This window comes from Pseudoalteromonas sp. S2755, assembly GCF_005886535.1.
GTDB lineage: Bacteria > Pseudomonadota > Gammaproteobacteria > Enterobacterales > Alteromonadaceae > Pseudoalteromonas.
This window is the reverse complement of record NZ_PNDS01000147.1, coordinates 1-22195: the sequence shown is the minus strand read 5'-3', so window position 1 is coordinate 22195 and position 22195 is coordinate 1. Positions and strand designations below refer to the sequence as shown.

At 43.6% G+C, this 22195-nt stretch carries 12 protein-coding genes; 9 read left to right on the top strand and 3 right to left on the bottom strand.

Translation table 11 applies throughout. The annotated features are described in order from the left end of the window. Positions 1-10: 10 nt before the first annotated feature. Positions 11-490 carry an Lrp/AsnC family transcriptional regulator gene (locus tag CWC03_RS20740; RefSeq protein WP_138583489.1) on the bottom strand — a complete coding sequence of 160 codons (480 nt, stop codon included), beginning with the start codon at positions 488-490 and terminating at the stop codon, positions 11-13. Positions 491-604: 114 nt separating this feature from the next. On the opposite strand from CWC03_RS20740, the gene CWC03_RS20735 reads away from it, so the two are divergent. Further along, the gene (locus CWC03_RS20735; protein WP_138583488.1) at positions 605-1531 is read left to right on the top strand and encodes a DMT family transporter; all 927 of its coding nucleotides are present in this window, start codon (positions 605-607) and stop codon (positions 1529-1531) included. An 84-nt stretch (positions 1532-1615) separates the two neighbouring features. Here CWC03_RS20735 and CWC03_RS20730 read toward each other — a convergent pair whose 3' ends face one another. Further along, positions 1616-1933 carry a hypothetical protein gene (locus CWC03_RS20730; RefSeq protein WP_138583487.1) on the bottom strand — a complete coding sequence of 106 codons (318 nt, stop codon included), beginning with the start codon at positions 1931-1933 and terminating at the stop codon, positions 1616-1618. 728 nt (positions 1934-2661) lie between these two features. Here CWC03_RS20730 and dapE point away from each other — a divergent pair. The 8 genes from dapE to CWC03_RS20690 all read left to right on the top strand — a co-directional run bounded on the left by dapE (position 2662) and on the right by CWC03_RS20690 (position 20489). Beyond that, positions 2662-3966, top strand: coding sequence for a succinyl-diaminopimelate desuccinylase (gene dapE / locus CWC03_RS20725; RefSeq protein ID WP_138583486.1), 1305 nt, complete (start codon positions 2662-2664; stop codon positions 3964-3966). A 34-nt stretch (positions 3967-4000) separates the two neighbouring features. Then, the gene (locus tag CWC03_RS20720) at positions 4001-13342 is read left to right on the top strand and encodes a hybrid non-ribosomal peptide synthetase/type I polyketide synthase (protein ID WP_138583485.1); all 9342 of its coding nucleotides are present in this window, start codon (positions 4001-4003) and stop codon (positions 13340-13342) included. Positions 13343-13398: 56 nt separating this feature from the next. Beyond that, complete coding sequence (locus CWC03_RS20715) at positions 13399-15054, top strand: phytoene desaturase family protein (protein WP_138583484.1); 1656 nt, start codon at positions 13399-13401, stop codon at positions 15052-15054. 24 nt (positions 15055-15078) lie between these two features. After that, positions 15079-15615 carry a flavodoxin FldB gene (fldB, locus tag CWC03_RS20710; protein WP_138583483.1) on the top strand — a complete coding sequence of 179 codons (537 nt, stop codon included), beginning with the start codon at positions 15079-15081 and terminating at the stop codon, positions 15613-15615. A gap of 79 nt (positions 15616-15694) precedes the next feature. Beyond that, positions 15695-17359, top strand: a complete 1665-nt coding sequence (locus CWC03_RS20705) for a phytoene desaturase family protein (protein ID WP_138583482.1) — start codon at positions 15695-15697, stop codon at positions 17357-17359. Continuing rightward, positions 17352-18317: a sterol desaturase family protein gene (locus tag CWC03_RS20700; protein WP_249314093.1), complete on the top strand. Its 966-nt coding sequence runs from the start codon at positions 17352-17354 to the stop codon at positions 18315-18317. Before CWC03_RS20705 ends, CWC03_RS20700 begins: the two co-directional genes overlap by 8 nt. A gap of 4 nt (positions 18318-18321) precedes the next feature. Further along, positions 18322-19701, top strand: coding sequence for an MATE family efflux transporter (locus tag CWC03_RS20695; RefSeq protein ID WP_138583481.1), 1380 nt, complete (start codon positions 18322-18324; stop codon positions 19699-19701). Between the two features lie 2 nt (positions 19702-19703). Continuing rightward, entirely contained in the window at positions 19704-20489 is a 786-nt protein-coding gene (locus tag CWC03_RS20690) for a thioesterase II family protein (RefSeq protein WP_138583480.1), read from the top strand. Here the strand turns inward: CWC03_RS20690 and CWC03_RS20685 are convergent. Then, entirely contained in the window at positions 20484-21788 is a 1305-nt protein-coding gene (locus tag CWC03_RS20685; RefSeq protein WP_138583479.1) for a hemolysin family protein, read from the bottom strand. The two genes, CWC03_RS20690 and CWC03_RS20685, sit on opposite strands and share 6 nt — an antisense overlap. Positions 21789-22195 lie beyond the last annotated feature (407 nt).

The following is a 22195-nucleotide window of genomic DNA, read 5'->3' as shown; positions in this document are numbered from 1 at the left end:
TACTTAGCGATTACCTTTTGCGGATCTGATATGGCACGTTTCTACGTTTGACTATTGTTGATTTCACCACCGATGTGTGGGTATCGCCCAGCGTGGAGACCTTATCCAAAATTTCGTCTAGCTTAGGCATACTCTCAAAACACAGCCTCACGTAAAAACAATCCTCTCCCGTCACTTTGTCACATTCAATCACTTCAGGAATGCTTTGGATCATCGCTTCGAGTTGTTTTAGTTTACCGGGATGCTGACGAATACGCACAATCGCTGTAAGGGGGTAATCAAAGCTTTCTGGGTCTAATTCAATACTGTATTTACTAATTACCCCATACTCTTCCATACGTTTCATGCGCTCATTCACACTCGGTGAAGACATATTCACAGCACGAGCCATTTCAGCAACAGGCACTCGGCTGTTGTTTTCTAACAGCGCTATAAGCTTGCTATCTATCGCATCAAGCGACCATTTTTCATTATTAATTAATTTTCGCATTTTTGCCTTTCATTTTTAGGAAATTAGAAAGATTAGCCTCTTATTGCCTATTAGTAATACGGCAAACCCTAATTAATATGCAAGTATAGAATTGAAAATGACAAGGTGTGAACAATGTTTGGCTCAGATAAAGAGAAAGGTTCAATAGAGATGATAATTGCTATGGTGCTATCTGGCACTATAGGATACTTTGTCGTCAGTGCACAACAATCCCATTGGAACGTGGTATTTTTACGTTGTGTTATTGGCGCGTTGTGCCTTCTTGGATACGTGCTCGCAACAAAGCAACTAACAAAAGAGGTATTTAAAGGTCCGGTTTTTATGACCATCTTGCTCGGCGGTATTGCGCTGGTCGGAAACTGGGTGCTGTTATTCGCCTCGTTTGACTATATTCCTTTTTCAATTTCAATCATTGCATACCATCTACAACCTTTGATGTTGGTATTATTAAGCGCGGTGCTTTATCGTCAGTACCCAAGTAAAGCAATCCTTTTATGGTTGGCCATCGCCGTGGTGGGGTTATGGTTAGTTGTTGGGATCCCGTATCAAGAAATAGTCGCGGTGATTTTTGCACAAGAGAGTAACCAAGCCGTTTTTGGTCTGCTACTGGCACTTGGAGCTGCATTTCTATATACCATTACAACGCTGATGACGAAAAAGGTAAGCCAAGTGCCATCCGGTGTGGTTGCTGTGATCCAAATCTTTTTTGGCGGTTTATTTTTGTTGCCTTGGGTCGACTTTGCACACTTCCCAGAGACTTCATCGAGCTGGGGCAATATCTTATTCTTAGGCGTCGTCAACACAGGGTTTATGTATGTGATCATGTATGATGCGTTTCAACGCTTAAGCACCACATTAATTGCTATTCTTTCTTTTATCTATCCGGTCGTGGCGCTGTTTGTAGATTTTATTGCATTCGAGCACACGATTTCGATGCTACAAACGCTTGGGATTGTTTTAATCTTAACGGCCGTCAGCGCTGTAAAGTTCGATTGGAAGTTAGGCAAGTTATTTAGCACACCGAAGCAAAAAGTCAGTTAATTTAGCCAATTTGAACTTCAAGGAAACACCAGTGATAAAAGCAGAGTAAAGTGCAAGTACTTTGCTCTGCTGCTGTTGACTAGCTTACTGCTCTAGGTAACAAATAACCGCTGCTTGCTTAGGGTTGCTTTGTGTATCTTCAATCAGATAGCTCGCTTTTTTACTGTTTTGGCATAAACACATGTCGTAATGACTGATCATGTAAGCATTACCAACAGCATCCTCATCCGTTTTTTGGATGCTACAGGTAGGCTCTCTCCAAATTGGATCCCAGCCGCTTTGGCCAATAGCCACAATTTTAATGTTTTGTTGAGTAACAAGTGCTTTCGTCGCCTCTTCTACTTCTTGGGCAGATACAGACAGTGCAGTGGATGCAACAAGTGCGGTGATTAGCTTTTTCATTTTTCATCCTTAATTTAAGTCGGTGCCATAGATAAAAAACAACATAATGCTGTAACAGCAATCAAAATATTGAATAAAAACTCTATAGCGCTCGCTATTTTATTCATTAAATATGACAATTCAAGAATAAAATCATTAAATTTATAAAAACAAGCTCAACATTAAATGTTCATCGAAAAAATCTCACGCACCTACGTAAGAACACACCTTTTAGCTCTCTAACCATTTAGAATAAATAAGAATAAAAAACACAAGTGGAGACACAAAAAGAAATAAGGGAAATTAATTTAATTTATTTGAATAACGCAATTTACACAACAAAACCGTACAACTTTAAGATAAACTATTTAATTAAAATAAACAGCGAACCCTTCTTAATTTCGAATAACACAAAAAACAAATTTAGTAATAAAAAATCAACCATGATTACTAAGAAAAAATGCTCTAAGGACATTTCGATTAACGATATATAGAGCATTTGCACCAAAATTAATTCAAAAAATCTCAAATATAGAAACCAGATAAACAGTGTTATAAATAACAAAAATCATTACTCAACAAAAAACAACAATGAAATTATTTAGGTTAATCTAGTCAAAATAAAATCATTAGCATCTAAATACTTTCAATGTTTGAATACGCAACTTGTGAACGCAGTGTAATTAAAATGTGTACAGAATCGCTTTTAATTGCCTATTTATCATACTTCTGCATTAAGGTTTTTTGAGATGAATGACTTTTCTTCAAACACTTGTTATGAACTTGTCTCTGAAGCGCTAGAGGATATCGGGCCTCTACATGAGGAGTTTCAAGGTATTGAAGAGGATGAACATGCCAGCCACCGCGTTGTTGACATTGCACGGCAGTTAGTCGCATTTAAGTCGATCACACCAGATGATGCTGGTTGTCAACTCTGGTTAGCACAAGAGTTACGGACTTTGGGCTTTTCAATCAAACACTTGCCTGTGCGTGATGTAAGTAACTTAGTCGCAAGCATAGGTAACAACAGCGATGCTAAGTTTGCTTTTCTTGGTCATACCGATGTTGTACCAGCCGGTAATACACAAGATTGGCAGTTTAACCCTTTTAAGCTGACAGAACACAATGGCTGTCTTTTCGCCAGAGGTATTGTTGATATGAAAGGTGCTATTGCCGCCTTTTTCTGTGCAATTGAGGCTTTAGTGACAGACTTTGGAGTACCGGAAAAAGAGCTATGGTTGCTACTCACTAGCGACGAGGAAGGCGAAGCGGAACACGGAACCAAGCGGATCACTCAGTTTTTAAAACAGCAGCGTATCACGTTTGATTTTACCCTGGTCGGAGAGCCAAGCTCAGAAGCACAAGTAGCAGATACACTGAAAGTCGGTCGTCGTGGTGCTTTGTCTTTTACCATCAATTTACATGGTAAAAGTGGACATGTGGCTTACCCTCAAAAAGCGAACAATGCCATCCACCTAGCGCAAAATATTATGCAAGCACTATTGTCAATAGACTGGCCTAAGCATTGCGATAACTTTGACTCGACCACACTACAATTCACTCATGTAAATTCTGGCGATTTTGTTGACAACATCATTCCAAGCCAATGTCAGCTAAATTTTAATATCCGTTATACACCCGCATACAACGAATATGAATTGGTTCAGCTGGTCAGAGAAACCATCGAAAAACATACGCTCAATTATGCATTAACGACCAATAACTCCTGTAAACCCTATTACTGCGTAAATAATGATGAGACCCCTTCTCCATCCCTCGCTACCGTCTGCGATGAAATCAACAGCCAATGTCATTTCACACCAAAACTATCGACCGCTGGGGGAACGTCGGATGGCCGCTTTATTGCTGAAATATCAACCTCAGTATTAGAACTTGGATTGGTGAACAAAACCATTCATCAAGTAGATGAACACACAACAACAACCGACTTAATCCAGCTTCAACAGCTTTACTACGGCATCTATAAACGCCTGCTCTACCCTACGCTTCATGTTCACTCAACCACTCAAGATGAACTGCTGCAACTTCGCTAATTAACAGAAAATAGATAACTTCAAGGAATGCATTATGGCAATCGAAAATGAACGCTCTGTTCGCCCCGCAAAAGACACATTACCGATAGCAATTATTGGTATGGGTTGTCGTTTCCCAGGTCACGCGAATAGTCCTGAATTGTTTTGGGAAAATATTAAACATGGTGTCGATTGCATCATAGAAACCCCAGAATCGAGATGGAATATCGATACTCATTATTCGTCTGTAAAGGCGAATAAAGGCAAATTGAGCTCAAAATGGGGTGGCTATATCGATGGTATCGATAAGTTTGATCCTGCATTTTTTGGGATCACGCCTCGTGAAGCCGAGTTTATGGACCCTCAACAACGTAAATTGCTGGAGGTAACTTGGGAAGCGTTGGAGGATGGTGGACAAAAGCCATCTGAACTCGCAGGAGAGTCAGTCGGTGTCTTTATGGGCGGGTTTACGCTTGATTATAAAATTATGCAATTCACTAACCCAGATTTTGACAACATAGATGCCCACACTGCAACGGGTGTTATGATGACGATGCTTTCCAATCGCATCTCTCATACTTTTGACTTTGCTGGTCCCAGCATGTCCATCGATACTGCTTGTAGCTCCTCCATTGTCGCGTTAGATATGGCCTGTAAAAGTCTACAGACCGGGGCAAGTAATATGGCGCTCGCAGGTGGTGTGCTATTACATTTAGCACCACAATACACAGTATCCGAGTCTAAAGGCGGTTTCTTATCTCCGACTGGTTTTTCTCATGCTTTTGACGACTCCGCAAACGGCTATGTCCGCGCTGAAGGCGCCGGCGTTGTTGTGCTCAAGCGCTTAGATGATGCAATTAAGGATGGCGACCCAATTCATGCAGTGATCTTAGCCACCGGTGTTAATCAAGACGGTAAAACACAAGGGATCACGGTACCAAACGGTGATGCCCAATTGCGCTTGATGAAAGAAACCTATGCTAAAGCGCATATTGATCCCGGTAAAGTGCAGTACATTGAAATGCACGGTACAGGCACGCCTGTTGGCGACCCAATTGAAGCAAAATCAGTTGGAACATTACTTGGGATCAACCGTGATCAAGACGATAAATGCTACATTGGCTCAGTAAAAACCAATATTGGTCATACCGAGGCAGCCGCAGGCATGGCCGGCTTATTCAAGACAGTTAAAGCTATTCAGAACAAACAAATCCCACCGCATTTACACTTAAAATCGATTAACCCAAAAATAGACTATGTTAACGCGCCATATGAGATCCCCACTAAGCTTACACCTTGGCCTAAACATGAAGGTTTAGCTGTGGCGGGGGTAAACTCATTTGGTTTCGGTGGAACCAATTCCCACGCGGTTATTCAAGAATACGTTGCGCCAGAAGTGCCTTCAATACCTCCAGCAAATGAGAATGGCTTAAAGCTATATCCACTGAGTGCAAGAGATCAACACGGGATCCATCGTTATGCCAAAGCGCATACCGAGTTTTTACAAGACAGCGATGCATCACTCAGTGATATTGTCTACACACTGGGTGAGCGCCGTGAACATCACCAATATCGTCATGCAATTTGTTTTAAAAATGCAGAAGATCTGCAACAACAACTTCAAACATTAAGTCATGATGCTGAATTTGCTGTGGCCAACACATTGCGCACACTGAAAAAAGATGAGCAAAAACTGGTGTGGGTCTTCACCGGTATGGGGCCACAATGGTGGGCAATGGGCAGAGAGCTGTACCAAACAGAGCCAACTTTTAAAGCGATGATCGATGAGTGTGATGGCTATATGTCAGCGCTTACAGATTGGTCATTGGTTGATGAAATGCTTGCCGATGAATCGGCGTCAAACATGCAATATACTTGGCTTGCTCAAACGGCAAACTTTGCCGTGCAAGTTGCACTTGCAGCAATGTGGCGTCAACACGGCATTTCGCCCGATGTTATTGTTGGCCACAGTACCGGTGAAGCTGCGGCATTTTATGAAGCTGGGGTCTACTCTTTAAAAGATGCTTGCACCATCGTAGTCCATCGTAGCCGTTTACAGCATCAATGTCGCAACACAGGTAAAATGATGGCGGTAGGACTCTCTGACAGTGATATCACGCCTTATCTCAATGACCAAGTTGAAATCGCAGCGGTAAACAGTCCAAACTCTGTCACCCTAGCTGGTGAAGAAAACGCGTTACACAATATCGAAGCACAACTGAGCGAAGCGGGTGTGTTTTGCAAGTTTCTCCGCGTTGAAGTGCCCTATCACAGCCAGTTTATGGAACCGATCAAGGCCGAGTTGCTCGAGTGTTTAGCTGGTATTCAAGCTAACACCGCACATACTCCATTGTATTCAACGGTAACAGGAACACTTGCAGAGGGACCTGAGCTTGATGCTAACTATTGGTGGCTCAACGTCCGTCAAGCCGTGCGCTTTGTTGATGCCACCCGCGCAATATTACAACAAGGTTATCAAGCATTTTTGGAACTAGGTCCACACCCTGTGCTTGGCGCATCTATTGCCGAAACCGCAGAAGAACAAAGTTGCTCAAGTGTTGTCGTCTCGAGTATGCGCCGTAAATCCGACGAACAACATACCTATTACCACGCTGCAGCTCAGCTCTTTGGTTTAGGCTTTGAATTAAATTGGTCAGCCATAAACGGGCGAGGTAAGTTCACTACTTTGCCAACTTACCCATTCTTGCAAGAGCGTTTTTGGACCGAGCCTGAGTACTTTAATCAAGTGCGTTTGGGGCAAAGTAACCATGCATTCTTGGGCCGTAAACGCAGTGAAGCTGAACATGTTTGGAACGCTGTTACCGACACAAATCGTGATAGTTTCTTGAGCTGTCACCAAATCCAAGGGAATACCCTCTTCCCCGCTGCTGGCTTTATTGAAATGGCGTATGCTGCAGCCAAGGAGATCTGGGGCAATGGCAGCTATGCACTCGACCACTTTGTCATCGATAAAGCGTTATTTTTGAATAATGAACACGCTCCCAATGTGCAATTCATTCTGCACCATGATGAACCAAATTTTAAAGTGGTGAGCCTTGAAGATGGCAAGACGACCCGACATGTTCAAGGGACTATTCGCCGAGTACAAAGCGCTAATCTTGCTGAGCCTATTGATCTCAATGCTATTCGTAGTGCTGCCACCAGCGCGCAGCAGCACGATGAGTTTTATGCACATCTAAAAGAGTTTGGTTACGAATATGGTCCATGTTTTAGAGCCATTGAACAGCTTTGGGCAACAGACAACGGTGTGCTTGCCAAGATCTCTTGGCCTACTCAACTTGAGCGAACAACACAATTTTCCCTGCACCCAAGTCTGTTAGATGCGTGCTTCCAGACGTTAGTATTTACGGAGCTTGCAGGTGCTAATGCTCAGCAATTTTCTATCCGCTTACCTGTGATGCTAGAACAGATCCAGCTTAGCGAGCAGAACAATACTGATTTTTGGTGTTATACCCAAATCACTCATCGTGACGACGAAAAAACGATAGGTGATTTATACCTTTGTAATGAGTCTGGTCAAGTCTTTGGTGTTATCAAAAACTTTATTGCACAAAGCGTTGACTCAGCAGCAAGTGGGATCACCACCAGAACCATAGATAGCTGGCTTTACCAAGTTAATTGGCTTGCAGAGCCTGAGCAGGAAATACAAGACACCGACAGGTCGGGGCGCTGGGTGCTTCTCGCAGATCAATCAGGAACAGCCGAACAGGTAGCCGAACGTTTAGCTCAGCTTGGCCACTCTAGCTGTATCGTTAAATCTGGAGAGTACTTTGATATCGACAGCGACCATTGCCATGCATGGCTGGTTCCCGATTCACGGGATCACCTGTCACAACTTATCGAGACTTTGGGCAAACAAGAAATTCGTGGCGTAGTACATTGCTTTAGTTTAGATAACAGCGCGATAGAATCACTGACTCTTGCTCAGCTGCAAAGAGAAAAACGTCAGTCGCTGCATTCATTATTGAATCTAGCCAAAGCCGTAATTGAACAAGACTGTAAATTCCCGCTTTACGTGGTAACACGCAACGCTAGCCTCGTTAATAGTGAGCAACTTACCGCGGTGATGTCCGCTTCATTAACTGGATTTAGCCGAGTGCTCGCACAGCAAGAGTTGGTTGATAATTGGGGTAGTCTCATCGATGTTGATGGCCAAAATGATGCCGAACATATCACAGCCAGATTATTAAGTGACCGCCAAGAAGGGGAAGTTGCTTTTAGGGAAAATCAGGCTTATGTTGCTCGTTTAGAGCTGGCAACGTCACTCCAACCCGCCTTCCCAACTCGTGTGCAAAGCCATAAAGCACAGTTGATCACGGGTGCATTTGGTTCAATCGGTCAATTAGTTTGTCAGCTACTCGTTGATAGAGGCGCACGAAACCTAATTTTGCTTGGTAGGAGTCAATTACCTGAGCGTAAGAGTTGGTCAGAACTTACCTCAACCGACCGTAACTATGATCGCGTTCAGTTTATTCAACACCTTGAGAATCAGGGTGTTAATGTCTCATTATGGCAGACAGACTTAACTCGAGAGCGTGAACTTCATGCGGCCCTTGAGTCTTATCATCTAAGTGCACAAGCACCGATCAACGGATTATTTTTCTGTGCAGGTATCGTCAATGACACCTTACTTGGCAATATGGATACCAGAGCATTTGACGGTGTGTTTGACACCAAAGCGATTGGCGCGTTGATGCTTCATAAAGCACTCAGTAAAGTTGACCTTGAACATTTTGTACTCTTCTCCTCTGTCGCGGCTCAAGTCACTACCGCTGGACAAACAAACTATGCATCTGGCAATGCTTTCTTAGATGCTCTCGCCCACTACCGTCGCAATCAGGGTCTTCCGGCGCTGAGTATCAACTGGGGTCCTTGGGCTATTGGTATGATTGAAGAGTTGGGTCTCGCCGAACATTACAAGAACCAAAGGGGCATGAACTGCATCTCACCAAGTGCAGGGATGGCGGTGCTTGAACGTATTCTAGACCAAGAGCAACCTCAACTCTTAGTGTGTGACGCCGACTGGTCCAAAGTAACCAATTGGTATGCAGGAAAGCCGACTTTATTTAGTCACCTGGTTACTCAAGAAAACGATAAGCAAAGCCAGCAAGAGCAAGAGTTTGCTCCTTTATATCAGCAAACAGACAGCGCGCTTCGATTACCGCTTGTTGCCGATCATCTCGCCAATGCTGTTAGCCAAGTATTACGCTGTAAACGAGAGCAAGTGGAATTAGATCTATCGCTCGGTAATCTCGGTATTGACTCTATTATGGCGACAGAGCTGAGAAATAAGATCACCACCCATTTTGGCGAAACCCTAACGATTGTGCGCCTTCTAAGTGGTGCATCTATCAACGAATTAAGTATAGAGCTTAATGACAAACTCGTGGAGTCGCTTGGCTCTGAAGTCATAACCACAGAAACATCACAGGTTCAGCCAGTTTCCGAAACCAAGATTAATTCTATCACCGTATCTGATGCCAATGTGGAAGCTGAGTTCCCACTTTCCTATGGACAAAAAGCGATTTGGTTTATCAATCAACTCAACCCAAATAGCGCTTCCTACAATATCGGCGGCGCGATGCACATTCCTAGTGCACTGAATATTGACGCGCTGAAAAAAGCCCTTAGTGCTGTGGTAGCTCGCCACCCAATGTTAAGAACAAACTTCTTCTTTAAAGATGGCGAACCCTATCAAAGAGTCTGGACTCATCGTGAGGATGCACTACAAGTCATTGATGTAAAGGGTAAGTCTTGGGAAGATATTCAGCCAATGATGATTGCAGACAATGAACAGCCTTTCGACCTTGAGCACGACCCACTGTTTAGACTGTATTTATATAAGCAAAATGATCAAAGCTACTACTTTGCAGTGACGATTTATCACATCATCTCAGATGCATGGTCAAATTACATGTTTATCGATGAAATGCAGTCACTGTATGCGCATTTCGCAAAAAGTGAACCGTTAGCACCCAGCGAGATAACGTCAAGCTATGAAAAATTTGTCGATTGGGAAACACGCTTTGTTCACTCTCCACGTGGCGCGGCAAACTATAAGTTTTGGCAGAATCACTTACCTGCTGAGATCCCCGTATTAGACCTTGCAACCGACAAACCTAGACCTGCGGTACTCACCAACGTTGGTGATTCATATCATTTTGAGTTAGATAAAGCCCTTACGTCTTCGTTAAATGCCCTTGCAAAGGCACAAGGTTCCACCATGTTTATGGCGTTGCTTAGCATCTATTACGCAGTCATGCATAAATATACTCAGCAAGATGAAATCATTATAGGTAGTCCTGTGGCCGGCCGTACAAATCCCGAGTTTTCAAACGTCTACGGTTACTTCGTGAATCCCCTACCGCTATGCGCAAGGTTTGATCCTGAAACGCACTTTACTTCGCTTTTAGCGCAGGTGAAAGACATTACCCTCAACGCACTAGATCACCAAGAATATCCGTTTGCGCTGTTAGTGGATAAGCTTGGTATTGAACATGATGCCAGCCGCTCTACGGTATTTCAGGTCATGTTTGTGATGCTCAATCACCGCGTTGAGCAATCACATATGGATGAAAATAATGTCGCGTACTATAAGGGCTTTCCTATGCAATTCATGGAACTGCCTGAAGAAGAAGGTCAATTTGACATTACGCTTTCGACCTATGAAGAAAATGGCGTGTTCAAAGGCACATTAAAATATAATACCGACCTATTCGAAACCGAAACGATAGCGCAGCTGGCTCGGGACTATATCGCACTAACGCGAATGGTCGTTGATAGTCCAAATCGGCCACTTTCAGAGCTTGCCTTAACAAGTCCAGACGCAATAGATGCCTTGGCGACATTTGCTGAAAGTCAACAAAACGCACCTGCATTACCGACTTTGGTCAGCCAAATAGAAAATGCGGCGCAACATAGCCCGGAGCTTCCAGCCCTCAGCATTGCCTGTGAAACAAATGCAGGAGAACTGGCTGCTACTTTAAGCTATCGTGAACTCAACAATCAGGCAAACCAGTTAGCGCGACTAATTAATTCACAGCTAGATAATCAACCTAGTCAAACGATTGCCCTACATTTTGAAAAATCTATCGCGTTAGTTGTTGCTTGTATCGCTACGTTAAAAGCAGGTCATCATTTTGTGGTAATTGACCCGCAGCAACCCAATGAACGCAAGCAGCTGTTGCTTGAGCAAAGTCGCTGCGCGTTACTACTTTGCGAAGAAGCGCTAACATCAGATCTCCCTACACTACTTTGGAAGAGCTTCCTAAGCCAACGAGATGAAATCAGCGAGCACAATTTGGCGTTAAATCATCAGCCAAATGACATCGCGTATATTGTCTTTACCTCTGGCTCTACGGGTACGCCAAAAGCTGTTCAAGTTAGCCATCAAAACTGGGCGACAATCGCTGTAGACTGGTTAGCTCAATTTGATTTAGCACCTACTTCTCATCATTTACAATTGGCCAGCCCAACCTTTGATGTGTTTTGTGGCGATCTCGCACGCGCATTTTATAATGCGAAGCACTTAGTGCTGTGTCCTAAAAATATGATGCTGAACATGCCAGTGTTGTATGACCTCATTGAAACACAGCAGATTGATACGGTTGAGTTTGTGCCCTCTGTGGTTCGTAATCTCATCTTATTCGCAAAGCAAAGTCAGGTTGGATTTACCAGCTTACGTAGAGTAATTGTTGGCTCTGAGCAATGGCAAATCGCTGAATACCGCGCACTGAAAGGATTGCTACAAGAAGATGCTCGACTATTTAGCTCCTACGGCACATCTGAAGCAACCATAGACAGTAGTTTCTTTGAGGAATCAGAGCAGTACTTAGAAACCAGTGCAACGGTGCCTATCGGCAAGCCTTTCAATGCAACGCAACTTATCTTGCTCGATAAGCAAAACCAGTTAGTATCGAGTAACGCAGTCGGCGAAATTGCAATTGCGGGGCAAGGCGTAAGTCTTGGCTATCTCAATAATCCAGAGAAAAATGCTAGCCAATTTATCCAACTTCCCGTGTCAGAAAATTGCACCCTACGGGTATATAAAACGGGTGATTTAGGTAAGTGGGACAAACACGGCAACCTACATATTCTGCAACGCATCGACAACCAAGTAAAAATACGAGGTCACCGCGTTGAGCTTGGAGAAATTGAGTCTAGCATCAACCAGATCCCAGGAATTAAGCGAAGCTATGTAAAAGGGATAGAAGTACATGGGCAAACCCAATTAATTGCCTACTTTGAGTCGGAGCTTGCGGTCGGTACTGAGTTTGTTCTCGAGCAGTTAGAGAACCAGCTACCAAGCTATATGGTACCTAGTAAGCTGGTTGCTATTGATCAATTTCCATTACTGAGTAACGGTAAAATCGATGCTGCGGCATTGCCACAGGTTGAACTTGCAGAGTTGGTAAGAGCATTCGTAGCGCCTGCCACCTTATTTGAACAGCAGCTGGCTGAGATTTGGTCCAATATGCTAGGGCAAAAATCCATTAGCCTTCATGATGACTTTTTTGCCCTTGGCGGTAACTCTTTATATTTGATTGAGCTAATGGTCAGGATCCAATCAGCCTTCAGCATCAAAATGGAAGTTAATCAGCTATTTAGATTTACAACTTTACATGGCATGGCAAGTGCAATTGAGGATGTAATAACAGGAAAAGAAACGGGCGCGTCCCCTTACCTTATCTTCAATGCAGGACAATCTGCTCGTTTATTTGCACTGCCACCAGCGGGGGGTTACAGCATCGTTTATAAGGCATTTGCCGACGCATTGCCTAACACTGAAGTGATCTCTTTTAACTATCTCGAAAGTGACACTAAGGTTAGCGACTATGCCGACCAAATTATGCAAATTCAACCTCATGGCCCCTATACCCTATTTGGATACTCCCTTGGCGGTAATTTAGCCTTTGAGATAGCTAAGGAACTGGAAAGCCGAGGTCAAACTGTCGGGGATGTGGTGATCTTAGACTCATTCAGGATCACCGAAACAGTCAAAATGCGGGAGCAAGACTTCGCGCACTTTGAGCAAGAGTTAAAAGCACATTTCGCCCGCCACACCGGCTCAAATACGGTACACCAGCATACACTGGCACAAGCGAGAGACTATATCGATTGGTGTTATGAAGTGAAAAACCTAGGTCAGGTTCACGCAAAACTGCACTTTATCGTCGAGCAAAATGCACATGCAGAAGCTGCTCGTCTAACCAGTTGGGATGCAGCATCAGACGCCGAAGTTATTACCTATCAAGGTTTTGGTAAACATGAGGAGATGTTGATGCCAGATATGATGCAGGCAGGCAACGGCGCAATTATGCAAAGTATTCTGCAGGATACCCAAAGCCAAGCGGTAATAGCAACAAACGTGGAGTAACAGCTTGCCCCGAAGCCTTCGCTTTGGGGCTTTCTAACGACTTTAAGGACAGAATTATGACCACACAAAGACAATCTATGATCATCATAGGTGCCGGCATGGGAGGACTCTCAACCGGTAGCTATGCGCAAATGAACGGCTACAATAGCGTGATCTTAGAGCTGCACGATATTCCCGGCGGCTGCTGCACATCGTGGGAGCGCAGAGATTATATTTTTGATTGGTGTATTAGCTGGTTACTCGGCAGTGGCGCAGGCAACGGCATGAATCAAATCTGGCAAGAGTTAGGTGCGCTGGATGATAAAGAAATTAGAGACTTTGAAATCTTCAATTCAGTTATTGATGAAGAATTAGGAGAAGTACATTTCTACGCAGATCCAGATAAACTCGAAGCCCACCTCTTGAGCATTTCTCCCGCAGACAAAAAGCTCATCACACAATTTTGCGATGGCATTCGTGAATTCGTCAAAATGATAGACGCTTATCCCTTTCTGGTGCCAGTTGGCATTATGTCACGCTGGCAAAAGCTAAAAATGATGTGGCCGTTTATCAAAAAATTTAATTTAATTCGCAAATCCATGGCGACATTGATGTCGGACTTTGCCGCTAAGTTTTCACATCCGCTGCTGCAAAAGGCATTTAACGTTATCTTTTATGAGCAACATCCCAGCTTCCCGCTATTACCTTTCTACTTTAATTTGGCCTGCGCGGCGAAAAAAAATGCAGGTGTGCCCGAAGGTGGCTCGTTAGGTCTCGCACAATCGATGGAAGCAAGATATAAAAAGTTGGGGGGTGACATCATATACAACACCCGAGTACACAAGATCTTGGTCGAAGACAACAAAGCCATCGGTGTTGAACTTAGCGATGGCCAAAAAATGTATGCTGATATCGTGATCTCAGCATGTGACGGTACGGATGTAGTAAAAAACATGCTTGATGGCCAGTATTCCAGTCCTGTGTTAGACAAGCTATACGACGAGCTAAGGGAGACCGATGGTCAAATGTTCCCAGGATACGTTTCTGTATTTTTGGGGGTAAATAAAGACTATACCCATCACCCCCATTGCCGCACCCACTTGTTAGACAAACAAGATCTTGCCCACTGCCCAGGTATGACGCACCCTGGGATCAATGTGCAGGTGCGCAATGTACACTACCCGCATATCGCCCCAAAAGGCAAATCCGTGCTTTATATCACTTACTTCTCAACTTATGAGCCGTGGGCTGAATTAAATAATTTCCAAGAAACAACGACAACTAAACGCCATCACACTAGGGTCAAGCGTAGCGTTCAATATCGACTCGCTAAAAAGACCTTAGGTGAATTTATAATCGATAAACTCTCCTCTCATTTTGAAGAACTAAAAGAGCATATCGAATATATCGATATAGCGACCCCCTTGACCCAAGTTCGCTATACCCGCAACAGCAAAGGAACGGTATTGGCGTGGCAGCCATTTTTGGAAAGTGGTGAAAGTTTAGAAGACGAAATAAATGCCAACGGGACAACGGGACTACCCGGCCTTAGTAACTTTTATATGGCTGGTCACTGGGTGACAACCGGCGGGTTGATCCGTGCAGCAGCTACAGGCAGACATGTTCTGCACTTTGTATGCCGTGATGATGACAAGCCGTTTCAGGCTTGGATCGGTGAAAATCCACTACACCAACCTCAGTCTTATAGCGAACAAAAGCAGCACGTTGCTTAACCAAGAGAATTAAAAGGAAATATTATGAGTACTCGTATTGGCCTATTTTATGGCAGCACAACAGGTAACACTGAAGCCGCAGCAGAATTAATAAAAGCGAATCTAAACCAGTTTACCGTCGACCTCTTTGATATAGCAGATACTGAATTAACCTTAACCGAGAATTATGAGTTTTTGATTTTTGGTATTTCAACGTGGGAATACGGTGGTTTACAGGACGATTGGGAGTCACGTTGGGAAAGCCTAGCACAGCAAGATTTCAGCGGAAAAATCGTGGCCATCTTCGGTCAGGGCGATCAAGTTGGTTATGACGAGTGGTTTCAAGACGGTATCGGGATTTTACACGATAAACTAACCGAGCAAGGCGCCACAGCAATTGGTTACTGGCCAAATTCAGGTTACCACTTCACCAAGTCTAAAGGGTTAAGTGAAGACGGCAGCGAGTTTCTCGGCTTGTCGCTTGATGATGATAACCAGCCAGAGCTTACCGAGCAGCGCATCGACGACTGGTGCCAAGAAATTGCCGCCGTGCTTCAAGAGCTTGCCAGAGAAACAGCTTAAGACGCACTTTGTGTTTTCGCTCGACGGGCCAATTCTATACTTAAAATGGCTTATCGAGCACCATTAAAAGAACAAAACTATGTCCGAACAACAAAAGTCTGTGATTATCATTGGTGCTGGTATGTCTGGTCTTGGTACCGCAGCTTATAGTCAAATGAACGGCTATCAATGCACCGTCTTCGAACTGCATGAAACACCAGGAGGGTGCTGCACCTCATGGCAACGAAAAGAATACACTTTCGATTGGTGTATCAGCTGGTTAAACGGCACAGGAACCAACAATGAAATGGCAACCATCTGGGATGAGCTAGGCTGCCTTGAAAACGTGCCTATTTACAACACTGAGATATTTAACTCAGTCGTCACGGCTAACGGCGAAAAGATCCGCTTTTATGTGGATCCAGACAAGTTAGAGTCCACCCTGATTGAGCGCTTTCCTGAAGATAGCAAACTAATCATTGAATTGTGTGGACATATCCGAAAACTACGTAAGTGTATGCCGTATTTCCCTTTTCTCAAAAGTGGTGGCTTGATGACATGGTGGGAAAAAAGCAAAATGATGTGGCAATTGCTACCCTATATGCGCACCTTTATGAAAACGCTTGCTGTCACTATGGAAGACTTTTCTAAGCGCTTTTCAAACCCCACGCTTGCCGAAGCACTCAACTGGATTATTTTTGACCGCCATAGCGAGCTACGATTGATGCCCTTTGTCTTTAATTTAGCTTGTGCTGCAAACCAAAATGCAGGAGTGCCTAGTATTGGTTCATTAGGCCTTGCTAAGCGATTGGCAAATCGGGCAAAAGAGCTAGGGGCAAACATTCATTATAAAAGTAAAGTCGAGCACATTCTCACCGACAATAACCGCGCGGTTGGTGTGCAATTAGCCGATGGCTCTGTCCATTACGCTGATTATGTTGTCGCCAGTTGTGATAGTTACAAGCTCACTCGTAAGATGTTGCAAAATCGCTACCCTCACCCGGTGCTAGATAAGCTTTTCACCAAGCTAGAAGAAGATGCAAACAGCGTGGTATTTCCGGGCTGTGTTGCGGTATTTATTGCCGTAGATGCAGACTATTCCGATCATGATCCTTATACCTCATACTTATTACCCGAATCGATTTCGCGCCAACTGGTCGGTAATTATCATAGTGGGATTGGTGTGCAAATCCGCAATACGCTATATCCAGATCATGCACCAAGTGGCAAGTCAGTCCTTTATGTCACTTATTTATCAAGCAGTGAGGCATGGCAAGCGATGGAGCAAAGCGTCGTGCAATCTACTTCTTCAGGGCAAAGTCGTAATCCATATACACGCAAACGCCGCTCACCCGAATACAAGCAAGCAAAGAAAAAAGTGGGTCAGGCGATAATCGAGTTCCTTAACCAATATTTTGAAGGCCTTACTGACAAAGTTGAGTTTATAGATGTTGTAACGCCATTAACCAGTGAACGTTATACCGAGAATCACAATGGGACAGTTTTAGCTTGGCACCCTTTTGCGCCACTGACAGAAGAATTAGAGAATTATCAAATCAAGCATGGTCCTACTTTCCCGAATCTAGACAACTTTTATTATACGGGGCAATGGAGCACATTTAGCGGCGTAACACACTCAACGGCCAGTGGCCGCTATGTTGCACAATACCTTTGTCGACAAGATAAAAAACCATTTAGGGTTTGTTGTCCAGAACAGCAAAACACAAAGCAGCACATCACCAACGAGGCAGACAATTATGCCTAGTTCAGTCAAAAACCAACTTCGTAGGCTTTGTGCTATTACTTGCTACCCTTTGATCGTTTTGATCCTTATTGGTTACAGTAGCTTTGTCTTGCAACAAGGCATTGACCTTGGACTAGCCGCATTCTCTAGTGTGCTCATCGTCATAGCCTATTTTATTATCATAGAAAGATTAAACCCGTTTAAAACACAATGGCATCCCAGTAAAAAGGAATGGAGCAGAGATGGTTTATGTTTTATTCTCGTCATCGTATACGGGGCGTTTAGCGAGACACTAGTGCGAGTGATTGCACTCCAGCTCGCTCCCATCGAAAATACCATGAGCTTGGCAAAAAATGCCACTTTAGCCATTCTCGTCGGCTCGTTTATCGGGTACTGGCTACATAGATTAGAACATCGTCACCTGTTTCTTTGGAGCTTTCATGGGATCCATCATCGGCCAAACAAAGTTACGGTAAGTAATAACTCTGTCGTTCACTTTCTGGAAGTATTGTTGAGCGCGCTAGTTATACAAACCTCATTTCTATTGCTTGGTTTCTCAGCCGAAGGCATGTTTATTGCTGGTCAGTTTACTGCGCTGCACGGATATTTCATTCATGCCAATGTAAACGTTCGTATGGGATGGCTAAACTATATTGTGGCAACACCAGAACTTCATCGGTTCCATCATAGTGTCGAATTGAAAGAGGCCGGAAATTTTGGTTCTGATTTGAGTATTTGGGACCAGCTATTCGGAAGCTTTTTTTACCGCCCAGGTAGAACTCCAATTGAAGTCGGGGTTACTAAGCCACATTTATTTCCGTGCGCCTTCGAGGTTGCCAAAGGTATTCTTCACCCATTTAGATGGTTCGTCAGTCGCCGTGGAAATAGACCAAGATACACCAAATCGACTCAGCTACCTCAAGAATATGACAACACGTCGCGTTCCACTCCCTCAACAATAGATATTAGCAAAAGGTAGCTGCGTGAAAGATCTAACTCAAGGTTCCTTACCTAAGCACCTAGTAGCTATGGCGCTACCTATGTCAATTGGGATGTTTGTGCAAACACTATATGTGCTTACCGATCTCTATTTTGTTTCAGACTTGGGCAGTGCTCCAGTCGCAGCGCTCAGTTTGATTGGCAATATCATGTTTTTGATTTTCGCCGTCAGCCAGATTTTAAATGTCGGAACCGCAACATTAGTTGCACATGCGGTAGGAGAGAAAGATAAGTCCAACGCCAATTTGATATTTAACCAAGCGCTATTCGCTTCCGTAGCCCTCGGTACCATCTTGTTACTAACTGGTATCTATGGCATCAAATCTTATCTGCAAATCACCAGCGAAGATCCCGCAACCACAGAGGCAGCATTAAGGTATTCATACTGGTTTTTACCCTGTTTAGTGCTGCAGTTTATTATGACTACAATCGGTGCTGCACTGAGAGGAACTGGTGTTGTAAAGCCAATGATGTTCGCACAAATCGGCTCTCTTATTATTAATATTATTCTGTCGCCCATCTTAATCTCGGGATGGCTATTCAGTATAGAAATGGGCATTGCAGGTGCTGGGCTGGCCAGTTCGATTTCTGTTGTTATAGCCGTGCTGTCACTTTGGTTTTATCTCTATCACGACAAACATTATTTAGTGCTTGATAGCCAGTTATTTTTATCGTTTCATCGCCACACCATAAAAAGGCTATTTTCAGTGGGTTTCCCAGCAGGTGCAGAACTTATTCTGATGTTTGTTTATATGTCGACAACATTTTGGGTATTAAAAGATTTTGGCACCGATGTACAAGCCGGATTTGGAATTGGCTCGAAAGTGATCCAAGCTCTGTTTTTGCCCGTGATGGCCATCGCATTTTCTCTGCCTGCAATAGCAGGACAAAATTATGGCGCAGGGAACTTCAAACGATTTAGACAGGCATTCTATTGGTCGCTGTTCGCGACTAGTAGCTTGATGTTAGGTGTTTCCTTACTCGCAGCACACTTAGGCGCTCATTTCGCCATGCCATTTTCAGAAAACCCACAAGTCATCGAACACACACGTTACTTTCTCTATATCGTCGCTTGGAGCTTCATCGCAACGGGGGTTATTTTCACTTGCTCGGGATTGTTTCAAGCCTCAGGCAATACGTGGCCACCACTTTACAGTAACACCACGAGACTATTTACCTTTGTTCTGCCAATCATCTGGTTAGTAAAACAACAGCAACTTACGATTACGGAACTGTGGTATATCACAGTGTTAAGTGTGCTAGTTCAAGCCCTCGTGAGCATTACGTTTGTGGCTTTCTCGCTACGCGCGACCTACAAACTGCCAACCACTTTCACAACAACTAAAAAGAACCTATTGAGTTAACAATGAGCCAAGTCGCATTACAAACATGTAGAGATTGCATAGATTCAAAGTGGCTAGTTTTATTAAATAAGCCTAACACCATTCGTAAACAACTCATCTGCTTTCCTTTTGCTGGCGCAGATGCAGCTGTTTACCAAAATTGGGCAGAAAAACTGCCAAAAGATGTCGCTTTATATGCACTCCAAGCCCCCGGGCGAAAGGAGCGGAGTCATGAAGCCGCCATTGATAACATTCATACCTTGGTCAATGAAATAGCACCTATTTTGAGTGAGGCAACACCACTGCCTAGCGTTTTTTACGGTCATAGCAATGGTGCTTATATTGCTTATGAGCTTGCCCTAGCACTTCAACATAGTAGCAGTAATATCGTTAAACACCTGTTTATTGCAGCAAGGAAGGCACCGCGATATGCGATAAGAAAATCCCCCTACCATACTCTTGACGATAAGCAGTTCATCGCTTCGGTAACTCTAATGGGGGGGTTACCACCGGCTTTGCTCAACGATATCGAACTGCAACAACTGATGCTGCCAACGTTAAAAGCAGACTTTAAGCTGGGAGAGACCTATCAATACGACTCAACTTGTAAACTCGACGTCCCTGCAACCGTGTTATATGGTACTCGGGATAAAGCAGCAACAGGGATGGATATGCAACATTGGGAAAGTTGCTTTAAACAAGGTATCGCGCCTAAAGCAATACCTGGTCGGCACTTTTTTATGCAGGATTCCTCGGCTTTGGTGCTAAAAGAAATCAACGCGGTGTTAGAAACACTGAGCCCCTTATAGTTGGGGCTCTTTGGTTACTTCAATTTGCCTAATGGCTAACCCTTGAATTTCTATTACTTTAAACTTAAAGCCATCAACTTCTAACGATTCTCCTTCCACAGGAAAATGCTTTAACCTGTGGATCACAAAACCAGCTAAGGTTTCTATGGCTTCAATCGGCTCAAACTCGTACTCAATCACCGAAGCTTGAAAGTCCTTGATCGACATATCACCCTGCACTAGCCAACGGGTGTTATCCTTTTGTCGAAATTGGGCTTCTATTGCTTGGTCGTCTTTCAGTGCAATTAAATTCAAGATGCTGGATAACGTTACCATCCCAACCACAGTTGAGAATTCATTGATCACCACCGCACAGTTGCTTTCATGACTTTTCAGCCCATCTAGCGCATCGGAAAGGCTTAGGGTATCAAGTAGAATTACTGGCTTATGGAATTCTTGTTGTTGACCATCCAGCAACGGCTTTTTAGCCAAAATATTGCTAAGCAGTTGTTTTGCCTCAGGTGCGGCAATAACTTTGTCGAGCGAGCCGTCACACAGTAAATATTGTTGAAAACTGTGCGCTTGAATTAACGCGCTCAGGTTTTCTTCTGATTCTTGAATGTCTAACCAGACAATTGCATCGCGATTGATCATCGCTTGGGTAATATTAGTCTGGTTCAGGTCTAGCACATTGCCAATAATATTGTACTCGTGTTCGCACAGTTCACCCTGCTCAGCACTTTGATCAACCACCGCATAAATATCATCACGGGTTACCTGTTCGTCACGTTCATTTGGTAAATTAAATAGCTTAATTATCCAATCAGCAAACACGTTAAAAAGCCAAATAATAGGCTTAAAAATCCATACGCTGGCAAGCATAAGATGGATAAATCGCATCGCGATAGTTTCTGGGATGACCATAGCTATTCGTTTTGGCAATAAATCAGCAAACAATACAAATAACGATGTGATCAGTAAAAACGACACCACAGTGGATATTTGCAATAACATCGAGACATGAGCCGCAACATCGGCAAACATAAAACTTGCAACCCAGTTTAGTAGTTGCAATACATAAGGGGTAAAAACCGACTCACCTATCATACCCGCAACAATTGCCAAAGCATTGAGTACCACCTGTACCGCAGCAAAAAACTGATGCGCATTGGCCTGCAAATACAATACTTTCTTGGCTCTTATGTCACCAAGATCAAATAAGGTTTGTAATTTAACTTTGCGTGCCGCTGCCAATGATATTTCACACAGCGCGAAAACTGCACTCAAGCTAATGAGTAACAACACCCAAAAAAAGTCCACAGATACACCTAAAAGGAAAGCAAGAAGTCGACGCGATGTATACGCCTATTTTATGACTTTAGCAACGTAATTCGGATCGAATAATTAAATTTTCGGTGATGATTGCATACCAATAATATTTACTATTCGTATTTAACAAAAAAGTACACTAAGGAGTGAATATGATAAAGTTGGACACACTATCAAATTAGCGCTACTCGCCACCATCTTGATACGCTTCTCAACGCATGTTTAACCTATCATCAGCTCACTACGAGACGTGTAATACCAGTTGTATTAAGTAAATGATCTATCTTGAAGCGGGGAAATAGCTTTAGTAGCACCGCTCTCGCGTCCTGCTACCGCTAAGGTACCTATATCCATATAGGCAAGGCAAAAATTTTGCTATTTAGTTGTTCTAAATGAGA